This is a genomic window from Streptomyces sp. NPDC048111 (assembly GCF_043202815.1).
Classification (GTDB): domain Bacteria; phylum Actinomycetota; class Actinomycetes; order Streptomycetales; family Streptomycetaceae; genus Streptomyces.
This window is the reverse complement of sequence record NZ_JBIDBD010000009.1, coordinates 56,482-67,678: the sequence shown is the minus strand read 5'-3', so window position 1 is coordinate 67,678 and position 11,197 is coordinate 56,482. Positions and strand designations below refer to the sequence as shown.

10 protein-coding genes are annotated in these 11,197 nt (G+C 71.4%); 4 read left to right on the top strand and 6 right to left on the bottom strand.

Going from position 1 to position 11,197, the window contains the following annotated elements; all coding sequences use genetic code 11:
• Window positions 1-97: 97 nt before the first annotated feature.
• Window positions 98-994: a transcriptional regulator CynR gene (cynR, locus tag ACGF3I_RS17575; protein ID WP_393132897.1), complete on the bottom strand. Its 897-nt coding sequence runs from the start codon at window positions 992-994 to the stop codon at window positions 98-100.
• Between the two features lie 132 nt (window positions 995-1,126).
• On the opposite strand from cynR, the gene ACGF3I_RS17570 reads away from it, so the two are divergent.
• Entirely contained in the window at window positions 1,127-1,702 is a 576-nt protein-coding gene (locus ACGF3I_RS17570; RefSeq protein ID WP_393132895.1) for a carbonic anhydrase, read from the top strand.
• Window positions 1,703-1,749: 47 nt separating this feature from the next.
• On the top strand, window positions 1,750-2,220 hold the full coding sequence (gene cynS, locus ACGF3I_RS17565) for a cyanase (protein WP_393132893.1): 471 nt from the start codon (window positions 1,750-1,752) through the stop codon (window positions 2,218-2,220).
• A gap of 36 nt (window positions 2,221-2,256) precedes the next feature.
• Here the strand turns inward: cynS and ACGF3I_RS17560 are convergent, their stop codons facing one another.
• The 5 genes from ACGF3I_RS17560 to ACGF3I_RS17540 form a co-directional block, all read right to left on the bottom strand.
• On the bottom strand, window positions 2,257-3,306 hold the full coding sequence (locus tag ACGF3I_RS17560; RefSeq protein ID WP_393132890.1) for a LacI family DNA-binding transcriptional regulator: 1,050 nt from the start codon (window positions 3,304-3,306) through the stop codon (window positions 2,257-2,259).
• Window positions 3,291-4,940 (bottom strand): glycoside hydrolase family 13 protein, encoded by a 1,650-nt coding sequence (locus ACGF3I_RS17555; protein WP_393132888.1) that lies wholly within the window; start codon window positions 4,938-4,940, stop codon window positions 3,291-3,293. Before ACGF3I_RS17555 ends, ACGF3I_RS17560 begins: the two co-directional genes overlap by 16 nt.
• Before the next feature lie 75 nt (window positions 4,941-5,015).
• Window positions 5,016-5,867, bottom strand: a complete 852-nt coding sequence (locus ACGF3I_RS17550) for a sugar ABC transporter permease (RefSeq protein WP_393132885.1) — start codon at window positions 5,865-5,867, stop codon at window positions 5,016-5,018.
• Between the two features lie 7 nt (window positions 5,868-5,874).
• Window positions 5,875-6,867, bottom strand: a complete 993-nt coding sequence (locus tag ACGF3I_RS17545; RefSeq protein WP_393132883.1) for a carbohydrate ABC transporter permease — start codon at window positions 6,865-6,867, stop codon at window positions 5,875-5,877.
• An 80-nt stretch (window positions 6,868-6,947) separates the two neighbouring features.
• Window positions 6,948-8,222, bottom strand: coding sequence for an extracellular solute-binding protein (locus ACGF3I_RS17540; protein WP_393132881.1), 1,275 nt, complete (start codon window positions 8,220-8,222; stop codon window positions 6,948-6,950).
• A 289-nt stretch (window positions 8,223-8,511) separates the two neighbouring features.
• On the opposite strand from ACGF3I_RS17540, the gene ACGF3I_RS17535 reads away from it, so the two are divergent.
• Window positions 8,512-10,116 (top strand): glycoside hydrolase family 13 protein, encoded by a 1,605-nt coding sequence (locus ACGF3I_RS17535; protein ID WP_393132879.1) that lies wholly within the window; start codon window positions 8,512-8,514, stop codon window positions 10,114-10,116.
• Window positions 10,117-10,141: 25 nt separating this feature from the next.
• Entirely contained in the window at window positions 10,142-11,170 is a 1,029-nt protein-coding gene (locus tag ACGF3I_RS17530) for a LacI family DNA-binding transcriptional regulator (RefSeq protein ID WP_393132877.1), read from the top strand.
• Window positions 11,171-11,197: the final 27 nt, after the last annotated feature.

Genomic DNA, 11,197 nt, shown 5'->3' with positions numbered 1-11,197 from the left:
AGGGCGGGATCCGGTCAACGGTTCGGGCGGAATCCGGCACGGTTGACGGTGAATCTGCAAGCAATTGCGAGGTGATGCGAGGTGATGGGCGCGAACGTCAGGCGGGCGCGTAGCCGCGCTCGCGCACCAGCTCCTCGGCGATCCGGGTGAACGCGCGGGCGGCGGCGCTGCGGTAGGCGCTGTCGCGCCGCAGCAGGACGACCGTGCGCGCGGGCAGCGACGGTTCGAGCGGGACGGGCACGAGGTGGGGGTGGTCGTGCGTGACGGCGTCGGGCAGGACGGTGGCGAGCGGGGTGCGGCGCATGATCTCGGTCAGGGCGTGGACGGAGTTGGCCTCGACGGCGATGCGCGGGGTCACCCGATGGCGTTCGAGGTAGGCGTCGATGTGCCCCCGGGTCGCGAAGTCGCCGTCGAGCAGAGCCAGTTGACGCTCGCCCAGCTCTCGCACGTCAAGCGGCGCGGGCCGGCCGTCCCCGGCGGCGGCGACGAGGGCGAGCGTCTCGGTGTAGAGGGGCGTCGCGTGGATGCCGGGCAGATGCGGCCGGGCAAAGGCGATGCCGAGGTCGAGCTCGTCGGCGAGCAGCTCCGACTCGATGCGGTCCTGCGCCGACTCCCGTACGTCCAGGGCGATATGGGGATGGCGGGAGTACAGCTCACCGGCGAGGGGGCCGACCAGGTACGCGGTGAAGGTCGGGGTCACCGCGAGGCGCAGGCTCCCGCGCGAGAGGTCGGCGACGTCCTGGAGCGCGCGTTCGGCCGCGGCGAGGTCGCGCAGGGCGCGCCGGGCGTAGTGCGCGTAGGTCTCCCCCGCGTCCGTGAGCCGCACGGCGCGTCCGCCGCGATCGAGCAGTTGCGCGCCGACGGCCCGCTCCAGCTGCTTGATCTGCTGGGAGAGGGTGGGCTGCGAGACTCGCAGCTCCTCGGCGGCGCGGGTGAAGTTGCCCTGCTCGGCGACGGCGAGCAGATAGCGCAGATGACGCAGTTCCGGGGCCATGACGTCGACTATAGGCGAGAGCTATAGCAGATATGGGCAGCGCGTCTTGGACGCTATAGGTGCTGTTCGTGCAGGGTGGATCTCGCCGGGCCGACCCCACGGTCCGGCAGCACACCGAGGGAGAAGCGACCCATGCCAGACACCCCGCACGTCCTCGCGGAAGGCGTCGAGCGCTTCCGGCGCGGCGCCTTTCCCGCCCGGGCGGACCTCTTCACCCGGCTCGCCACCACCCACCGGCCGGGCACGCTGTTCATCGGCTGCTCCGACGCCCGGGTGGTGCCCGAGCTGATCACCCAGAGCGAGCCGGGCGAGCTGTTCGTCATCCGCACGGCCGGGAACCTGGTGCCCGCTCACACGCCGGGCGCGGACGGCGTCGCGGCGAGCGTCGAGTACGCCGTCGCCGTCCTCGGAGTCGGGGACATCGTGGTGTGCGGCCACTCGGCCTGCGGCGCGATGACCGCGATCGCCGAGCGGCACGATCTCGGGGCGGCGCCCGCGGTGGCCGCATGGCTGCGGCATGCGGACGCGGCCCCGGCCCACGCGGACACCACGGACCTGGCCGCCCTGGTACGCGGCAACGTACGGGCCCAGCTGGCGAACCTGGCCACGCATCCCTCGGTGGCCCGCGCCGTGGCCCGGCGGCGTCTGACCCTGCACGGCTGGGTCTACGACATCCCGACCGGCACGGTCGAGGACGTCACCCCCTGATCCACCCCGCCCCCCTCAACTCACCCCATATACAAGGGAGTTACTCCATGATCCAGTCCCAGTTCGACACCACCGCCCGCCAGGACCTCGCCACCGCCGCCGTCGCGGCCAAGCTCCGCGAGGACCTGTCGTGGCAGCAGATCGCGGACGCGGCGGGCCTCTCCGTCGCCTTCGTCACCGCGGCCGTGCTCGGCCAGCACGCGCTGCCCGCCGACTCGGCGCGGGCGGTCGCGGCCCTACTGGGCCTCGACGACGACGCGGCGCTGCTCCTGACGACGGTCCCGAGCCGCGGCTCGATCCCGGGCGGCGTCCCCACCGACCCCACGATCTACCGCTTCTACGAGATGCTCCAGGTGTACGGCACGACGCTGAAGGCCCTGGTGCACGAGGAGTTCGGGGACGGGATCATCAGCGCGATCAACTTCCGGCTGGACGTGAAGAAGGTCGCCGACCCCGAAGGCGGCGAGCGCGCCGTGATCACCCTGGACGGCAAGTACCTGCCGACCAAGCCGTTCTGAGCGGCGGCGGGGCGGCCCCGCGGCCGCCCCGCGCCCTCAGCCCCGTACCGCCGCCGTGGACCCCCGCACCACCAGCTCCGGCTGGAAGACGAACTCCGTTCGCTGCACGGGGGTTCCGGCTATCTCCTCCAGGAGGGCCGAGACCGCCGCGGTCGCCATCGCCTGGACCGGCTGGCGGACCGTCGTCAGGGGCGGGTCGGTGAAGGCGATGAGCTGGGAGTCGTCGAAGCCGACAACCGAGACGTCCGCCGGCACCGCGAAGCCGCGCTCACGGGCGGCGCGGACCACCCCGAGCGCCATCATGTCGCTGCCGCACACGATGCCGGTGCAGCCCTGGTCCAACAGGGCGCCGGCCGCCACCTGCCCGCCCTCCACGCTGAACAGGGTGGGGCGGATGAGGGCCGCCGCCTCGGCCTCGCGCAGGCCGAGCCGTTCACCGAGCGCCGCGGTGAAGCCCTCGGCCTTGCGGCGCGACGGCACGTAGCGCAGCGGGCCGATCGCGAGGCCGATCCGGGTGTGGCCGAGGTCGGCCAGGTGGCCCACCGCCATCCGCATCGCCGCATGGTCGTCCGGCGAGACGAACGGGCCGCGCACGGCGTCGTTGTAGCCGTTGACCAGGACGTAGGGGACGCCCCGTTCGGCCAGGGCCAGGTAGCGGGACGGGTCGGTGGAGGTGTCGGCGTGCAGGCCGGAGAGGAACACGATGCCGTTGACGCCGCGCTCCTCCAGCTGCTCGACGAGTTCGTCCTCCGTTGCCCCGCCCGGCAGTTGGGTGCACAGCACGGGGGTGTAGCCGTGGCCGGCCAGGACCTGCTCCACCGCCTGGGCGAACGCGGGGAAGATCGGATTGGTGAGCTCGGGGGTGAGCAGTCCGATCAGGCCCTCGCTGCGCCGGCGGAGCCGGGCCGGGCGCTCCCAGCCGAGCACGTCGAGCGCCGCGAGCACCCGCTGGCGGGTGGCGTCGGCGACGCCGGGCCTGCCGTTGAGCACCCTGCTGACGGTGGCCTCGCTGACGGCGGCCTGGGCCGCTATGTCGGCGAGGCGCGGCCCGGCCGGCTGCACGGCATGGCTCACACCGTCCACCACACCGTCGTGTCACCGGGCAGCTCGAACACGTCGCCGTCCACCGCGAAGGGGGCGCTGGACAGGACGGCCCGGCCGGGCACCGGGAGCGACACCAGGCGGCCGGTCAGGTTGACCGTGCACACGAAGCCGTCGCGGGCGAAGGCGAGCACGCCGTCGGGGGCTTCCAGCCACCTCACGTCGTCCCCGGCACCCAGGCCCGGGTGGGCGCGGCGGGCCGCGATGGCCCGGCGGTAGAGCTCCAGGGTGGAGTCGGCGTCGCCGGTCTGCGCCTCGACGCTGAGCGCGCCCCAGCCGTCGGGCTGCGGGAGCCAGCTGCCGCCGCTGCCGAAGCCGTACGAACTGCCCCCGGACGTCCACGGGATCGGCACCCGGCAGCCGTCGCGGAAGCCGTCCTGGCCGGCCGCGCGGAAGAACGACGGGTCCTGGCGCACCTCGTCGGGCAGGTCGGTGACGTCCGGCAGGCCGAGCTCCTCGCCCTGGTAGACGTAGGCGGAGCCGGGCAGGGCCAGCATCAGGAGGGTGGCCGCGCGGGCCCGGCGCAGGCCGAGCTCGCGGTCGCCCGGGGTGCGCAGCTGGGTGCCGAGGCCGGGCGGGTTGGCGAAGCGGGTGGCGTGCCGGGTGACGTCGTGGTTGGACAGGACCCAGGTGGCCGGGGCCCCGACCGGGCGCATCGCGGCGAGCGAGGTGTCGATCACCTCGCGCAGCGCCTTGGCGTCCCAAGGGGCGCCCAGGTACTGGAAGTTGAAGGCCTGGTGCAGTTCGTCGGGGCGTACGTAGTTCGCGGTCCGCTCGACCGTCGGGGTCCACGCCTCGGCGACCGCGATGCGCTCGCCGTCGTACTCGTCGAGGATCGTCCGCCAGGAGCGGTAGATCTCGTGCACGCCGTCCTGGTCGAAGAACGGCATGACGTCCTGGCCGAGCAGCTTGAGCTGGTCGTGGCCGCCGATGTCGGGCAGGCCCGGTGCCTTGACGAGGCCGTGGGCGACGTCGATGCGGAAGCCGTCCACGCCCATGTCGAGCCAGAAGCGCAGGATGGAGCGGAACTCGTCGGCGACGGCCGGATGGTCCCAGTTGAAGTCGGGCTGCTCGGGGGCGAACAGGTGCAGGTACCACTCTCCGTCGGCGGTACGGGTCCAGGCGGGGCCGCCGAAGATGGACTCCCAGTCGTTGGGCGGCAGTTCACCGCTCTCGCCCCGGCCGGGGCGGAAGTGGTAGCGGGCCCGCAGCGGTGAGCCGGGGCCTTCGGCCAGGGCTCGCTTGAACCACTCGTGCTGGTCGGAGGAGTGGTTGGGCACGAGGTCGACGATGATGCGCAGGCCCAGTTCGTGCGCGTCGCGGATCAGCGCGTCCGCGTCGTGCAGGGTGCCGAACATCGGGTCGATGGCCCGGTAGTCGGCCACGTCGTAGCCGGCGTCGGCCTGCGGGGAGGCGTAGAAGGGCGAGAGCCAGACCGCGTCGACACCGAGGTCGCGCAGATAGGGCAGCCGGGCGCGGACGCCGTCGAGGTCGCCCATGCCGTCGCCGTTGCCGTCGGCGAAGCTGCGCGGATAGACCTGGTAGATCACGGCGTCCCGCCACCACTGGGTACCGGTCGTCCCGGTGAGGCGGTCGGGGGCGGTGAAGTGCTGGGTCATGTCGTCCTTAAGAGGAGGGTCCGAAGGCGGGTGCCCCCGGGCCTGTGCTGTTCCGGGGCCGGGCCGCAGCCCGGCTCAGCCCTTGGTGGCACCCGCGGTCATGCCGGTGACCAGGTGCTTCTGCACCAGGTAGAACACGGCCGATACGGGGATGGCGATGAGGACCGCGGTGGCGGCCATGTAGTTCCACTGGGCGTCGTGCTGGCTGACGAAGCTGGAGAGGCCCACGGCGAGCGTGTACTTGCCGTCGTCGAGCATGAAGGTGGAGGCGAAGGCCACCTCGCCCCACGCGGTGAGGCAGGTGTAGAACGCGGCGACCGCGAGGCCCGGCCGGGCGAGCGGCAGGATGAGGCGGAAGAAGGTGCCGAAGGGGGTGAGCCCGTCGACCCGTCCCGCCTCGTCGATCTCGATCGGGATGGAGTCGAAGTACCCCTTGAGCATCCACGCGCAGTACGGCACCGCGGTGGAGCAGTACACCAGGATCAGACCGCCGTAGGTGTCGATGAGGCCGAGGTCGCCGAGGATCTGGTACATCGGCACGATCAGCACGGCGATCGGGAACATCTGGGTGACGAGCAGCACCCACATCAGCTTGCGGTAGCCCGGGAAGCGCATCCGCGAGACGGCGTACCCGGTGGTGGCCGCGAACATCACGCCGATGACGCAGGTGGCGACCGCGATCAGGGCGGTGTTGCCGAGCCAGGTGAAGAACTTGGTGTGCTCGGTGACGAACGCGTAGTTGGAGAACGACATCGTGGACCAGATGCGGCCCGGGTGGAGGTAGTCGTCCTTGGCGGGCCCGAGCGAGAGGAAGACCAGCCAGGCGATCGGGAAGACGGCGACGAGGGATGCGACGCCCAGGGCCAGGTGCGACAGGACGGCGGTGCGGCGCCGGGTGTGGTCCCGGGAGACGGCCTTGGTAGTCATGAAGGCATCAGACCTGTTCATTGCGGGCCAGCCAGCGCCGGTAGAAGGAGGTGAAGACGATCAGGATGGAGAGCAGCAGCACGCCGTAGGTGGCGGACTGCGCGAAGTCGCGGGGCTGCTGTCCGAAGCCGAGGCGGTAGGCCCAGGTGACGAGGATCTGGGCGTCGGGGGCGCCGCCGTTGCCGAACAGCAGGAAGATGATCACGAACTGGTTGAACGTCCAGATGATGCCGAGCAGGACCACCGTGGCGCTGACCGGGCGCAGGCCCGGCAGGGTGACGTGGCGGAAGCGCTGCCAGGCGCTCGCGCCGTCCATCTCGGCGGCCTCGTACAGGTCGGCGGAGATCGACTGGAGCCCGCCGAGCAGCGACACCATCATGAAGGGGACGCCGACCCAGGTGTTGACGAGGATCGCAGCGAGCTGCTGGAAGTGCGGCTGCTCCAGCCACTCGGGCTGCGGCAGGTGGAGCGAGCCGAGCACGGTGTTCACGATGCCGGTGTCGCTGAGCATCAGGCGCCAGGAGAAGACGGTGACGAAGCTGGGCACCGCCCACGGCAGGATCAGCATCATCCGGTAGAAGGTGCGTCCGCGCAGCTTCTGGTTGAGCAGCAGCGCGAGCGCGAGCCCGATCACGTAGTGCAGGGTCACACAGGCGGCCGTCCACACGATGGTCCACAGGAAGTGCGACCAGAACCGGTCCCAGGCGGTCGGGCCCCACAGGATGTCCGCGTAGTTGTGCAGCCCGACGAACTCGTAGGTGGCGTCGATGTGGTTGGCGCCGATGGTGCGCGCCGAGTTGAGGCTGTTGGCGTCGGTGAGCGTGTAGTAGATGCCCTGGGCGAGCGGATAGAGCACCAGGGCGCCGAGCACCACGACGATCGGGGCGACCATCGCGTACGCGTACCAGTGCTTCTGCCAGGACCGCCTGAGGCGCTCCAGCGGCCCTTGGCGCGCGGTGGACGCGCTCTTCGGGGCCGCGCCATCGACGGCAACGGTCATCTCGACACCTTTTCCGGGAAGTTCGGCGGACGTGCGTGCGGCCGGGCCGCCCCCTGGGAGGAACGGCCCGGCTGCGGGGCTCACTTGGTGAAGTCGGGGACCAGCTTGGCCATGTCCTGCTGAAGGCTCTTGGTGGCGTCGGCGACGGACTCCTTGCCGTCGGCGACCTTCGGCAGGGTGGTGTCCATCGGGGTCCACAGCGAGCTGTACTCGGGCAGCTCGGGCCGCGGCTGGGCGGCGGCGAGCACGCCCTGGTAGCCGGCGATGCCCGGGTCGGCCTTGACCTGCGCGGTGTAGGCGTCCTCGCGGGTGGGCAGCGTGGAGTTCTTCAGGGCGATGGACTCCTGGCTCTTGGCCGAGGTCATGAAGTTCACGAACTTCATCGCGGCGGCCGCGTGCGCCTTGTCGGAGCCCGCGTACACGGACAGGTTGTGGCCGCCGGTCGGGGCGCCCGCCTTGCCGGCCGAGCCGGCCGGGACGGTGGCGATGCCGAGGTTGGCCTTGTCCTTGAACGCGGAACCCTTGTAGAAGTTGGTGATCTCCCACGGGCCCTGGATGATCGCGGCGACCTTGCCGTTGACGAAGGCGTCCTGGATGTGGGCGTAGGCGTCGGCGGTGACGTCCGCCTTGTGCAGGCCCGGGCCGTCGAACAGGCCCTTCCAGGTCTCAAGTCCCTTGACGGCGGGGGCACTTGCGATGGTGACCTTCTTGGCGGCCGCGTCCACCGTGTCGGTACCCTCGCCGTACAGGAACGGCTGGGCGTAGTAGCCGGCGGTGGAGCCCCAGTAGCCGTCGACGCCGGCCTTCTGCTTGACGAGCGCGGCGTCCGCCTTCAGCTCGTCCCAGGTGACCGGCGCCTTGGTGATGCCGGCCTGGGCGAACAGGGCCTTGTTGTAGACGAGCGCGAGGGTGTCGGTGACCAGCGGCACGCCGTAGGTCTTGCCCTCGAACTGGGCCTGCTTGATCAGGTTGGGCCGGAACTTGGCCTGGTCGGCGAGGGCCTCGGTGCCGTCCAGCGGCAGGAAGTAGCCCTTCTTGGCGAAGGCCGGCGTCCAGCCGACCTCGGCGCGCAGTACGTCCGGGGCGCCCTTGGCGCCGGCGGCGGTGTCGAACTTGTTCTGCGCCTGGTCGAAGGGGACGTTGACGTACTTGACCTTGATCGTCGGGTTCGCCTTCTCGAACTCCGTGACCAGCGCCTGGTACGTGGGTGCCTCGTTCGTGGCGTTCGAGGTGTCCCACCAGGTGATGGTGACGGGGCCGTCCGCCTTGCCGCCGTCACTGTCGCTGCCACCGCAGGCCGTCGCCGCGAGCGCGAGGGTCGCCGCGAGCGCGGTGGCCGCTATGCCACGTCGCATGAGAACTCCTTCACTGGGTGCCGTTCCATCACGGCGCCGGATCGCCAGGAACGTAACAAGGATGAAAGGCGACCGAAAGACCTTGCGAAGAATTTCTGCAAGCTCAGCCGATCGTTACATCAGTGTGTCCGCACGGTTGCCGTTGTGCGCCTTGTCAAAGGGGGTGCGCCCGGGCCATGGGCCCCCGGAGACCCGCTGCAAGGGTTCCGCAAGAGCTTGCAGGACGGTTACTTTCGGGAGCCATCGGCGTTGATCGGCACAGACGCAGGGTTTTCGAGAGGGACCACACATGACGCAGGAGCTGACGACGACGGCCACCACCGGGGAGCCCACTCCTTCCCGGCCCGGCTGGTGGCGCGAAGCGGTGATCTACCAGGTGTACGTGCGCTCCTTCGCGGACGGCGACGGCGACGGGATCGGGGACCTGCCCGGCATCCGCGCCCGGCTGCCGTACGTCAAGGAGCTCGGCGCCGACGCGGTCTGGCTCACCCCCTTCTACCTCTCCCCGCAGGCCGACGGCGGCTACGACGTCGCGGACTACCGCAGGGTCGACCCGCTCTTCGGCTCACTGTCCGACGCCGACGAGCTGGTGCGCGAGGCCCACCGGCTCGGCCTGCGGGTGATCGTCGACATCGTCCCCAACCACACCTCCGACCAGCACCCCTGGTTCCGCGCGGCGCTGGCCGGCGGCCCCGAGCGCGAGCGCTACCACTTCCGCCCGGGCCGGGGGGCGCGCGGCCAACTCCCGCCCAACGACTGGGAGTCGGTGTTCGGCGGCCCGGCCTGGACACGTGCCCCGGGCGGAGACTGGTACCTGCACCTGTTCGCCCCCGAGCAGCCCGACCTCGACTGGGACCACCCGGCGGTGCGGGCCGAGTTCGACTCGGTGCTGCGCTTCTGGCTCGACCTCGGCGTGGACGGCTTCCGCGTCGACGTCGCGCACGGCATGGTCAAGGCGGCGGGGCTGCCGGACATCGGGGCGAGCGAGCAGGCCAGCCTCATCGGCAGCCAGGTGCTCCCCTTCTTCGACCAGGACGGCGTCCACGAGATCCACCGCTCCTGGCGGACCCTGCTCGACTCCTACGGCGGTGAGCGCATCGCGGTCGCCGAGGCATGGGCCCCCTCCGCCGAGCGCCTGGCCCTGTACGTACGCCCCGACGAGCTGCACCAGGCCTTCAACTTCCAGTTCCTGACGTGCGATTGGGACGCGGAGGCGATGCGCGCCACGGTCGACGCCTCGCTCGCGGCGACCGGCGCGGTCGGCGCCCCCACCACCTGGGTGCTCTCCAACCACGACGTCGTGCGCCATGTGACCCGCTACGGCGGCGGCGCCCGGGGCCTGCGCCGGGCCCGCGCGGCGGCCCTGTTCACGCTGGCGCTGCCCGGCTCCGCCTACCTCTACCAGGGCGAGGAGCTGGGCCTTCCCGAGGTCACCGACCTGCCCGACGAGGTGCGCCAGGACCCGGCCTTCCACCGCGCGGCGGGCCAGGACGGCTTCCGCGACGGCTGCCGGGTGCCGATCCCCTGGACCCCCGACGAGCCGTCGTACGGGTTCGGCGGCGCGCGGCCGTGGCTGCCGCAGCCCGCGTCCTGGCGCCGGCTGAGCGTCGCCTCCCAGTCGGGCGACCCGCACTCGACGCTGGAGCTGTACCGCGCGGCCCTCGCCCTGCGCCGCGAGCTGCCGGGGCTCGGCGACGGCACGATGAGCTGGCTCCCCGCGCCCGAGGGCGTGCTCGCCTTCGCCAGGCCGGGCTTCGCGTGCACGGTCAACACCCTGGACCGCGCGGTCCAATTCCCCCTTCCGGGCCGGTTGTTGCTCGCCACCACGGCCGTCGAGTGCGGCGCGCGTGGCGTCCTGCTGCCCAGGGAATCCGCGGTCTGGTGGGCAATCTGACGTGCGACCGGTACAGTCCAATCCCGTGACCGCACGGCTCGCCGACATCGCAGCCCAGGCGGGGGTCAGCGAAGCCACAGTCAGCCGCGTGCTCAACGGCAAGCCCGGTGTGGCCGCGGGCACCCGTGAATCCGTTCTCGCCGCACTCGACGTGCTGGGGTACGAGCGGCCCGTACGACTGCGCCGCCGCAGCGCGGGGCTCGTCGGCCTGATAACGCCGGAGCTGGAGAACCCGATCTTCCCCGCCCTCGCCCAGGTCATCGGGCAGTCGCTGACGCGGCAGGGCTACACCCCGGTGCTCGCCACCCAGACCCCGGGCGGGTCCACCGAGGACGAGCTCACCGAGATGCTGGTGGACCGGGGCGTCGCGGGGATCATCTTCGTCTCCGGGCTGCACGCGGACACCACCGCCGACATGGAGCGCTACGAGCAGCTGCGCGCCCAGGGCGTCCCGTACGTCCTGGTGGACGGTTTCTCGCCCAAGGTGCAGGCGCCCTTCATCTCGCCCGACGACCGGGCCGCGATGCGGCTCGCGGTGACCCATCTCGCGGCCCTCGGCCACACCCGGATCGGCCTCGCGGTCGGCCCCAAGCGCTTCGTGCCGGTGCTGCGCAAGATCGAGGGGTTCACGGCCGGCATGCAGGACCGCCTCGGCCTGAGCCCCGCCGAGGCCGAGTCACTGATCCAGCACTCGCTGTACACCCTGGAGGGCGGTCAGGCCGCGGCCACCGCGCTCATCGCCCAGGGCTGCACCGCGGTGGTGTGCGCCAGCGACATGATGGCGCTCGGCGCGATCCGGGCCGCCCGCCAGGCGGGCCTCGACGTTCCGCGTGATGTCTCTGTGGTGGGCTTCGACGACTCTCCGTTGATAGCGTTCACCGACCCACCGCTGACCACGATCCGCAAGCCGGTGACGGCGATGGGCCAGGCCGCGGTCCGCGCACTGCTCGAAGAGGTGGGGGGAACCCCGGCTCCGCACAGCGAGTTCGTCTTCATGCCCGAACTGGTCGTCCGTGGTTCGACCTCGGGCGCCCGACCCCGAAGCCGACCCTGACCCACGCCGAAAAGCCTCGTCCTTGAG

What these genes read in the sequence shown, in the direction of transcription:
- cynR (WP_393132897.1), bottom strand. Translation starts at nt 994, where the DNA reads ATGGCCCCGGAACTGCGTCATCTGCGCTATCTGCTCGCCGTCGCCGAG.
- ACGF3I_RS17570 (WP_393132895.1), top strand. Translation starts at nt 1,127, where the DNA reads ATGCCAGACACCCCGCACGTCCTCGCGGAAGGCGTCGAGCGCTTCCGG.
- cynS (WP_393132893.1), top strand. Translation starts at nt 1,750, where the DNA reads ATGATCCAGTCCCAGTTCGACACCACCGCCCGCCAGGACCTCGCCACC.
- ACGF3I_RS17555 (WP_393132888.1), bottom strand. Translation starts at nt 4,940, where the DNA reads ATGACCCAGCACTTCACCGCCCCCGACCGCCTCACCGGGACGACCGGT.
- ACGF3I_RS17550 (WP_393132885.1), bottom strand. Translation starts at nt 5,867, where the DNA reads ATGACTACCAAGGCCGTCTCCCGGGACCACACCCGGCGCCGCACCGCC.
- ACGF3I_RS17545 (WP_393132883.1), bottom strand. Translation starts at nt 6,867, where the DNA reads ATGACCGTTGCCGTCGATGGCGCGGCCCCGAAGAGCGCGTCCACCGCG.
- ACGF3I_RS17540 (WP_393132881.1), bottom strand. Translation starts at nt 8,222, where the DNA reads ATGCGACGTGGCATAGCGGCCACCGCGCTCGCGGCGACCCTCGCGCTC.
- ACGF3I_RS17535 (WP_393132879.1), top strand. Translation starts at nt 8,512, where the DNA reads ATGACGCAGGAGCTGACGACGACGGCCACCACCGGGGAGCCCACTCCT.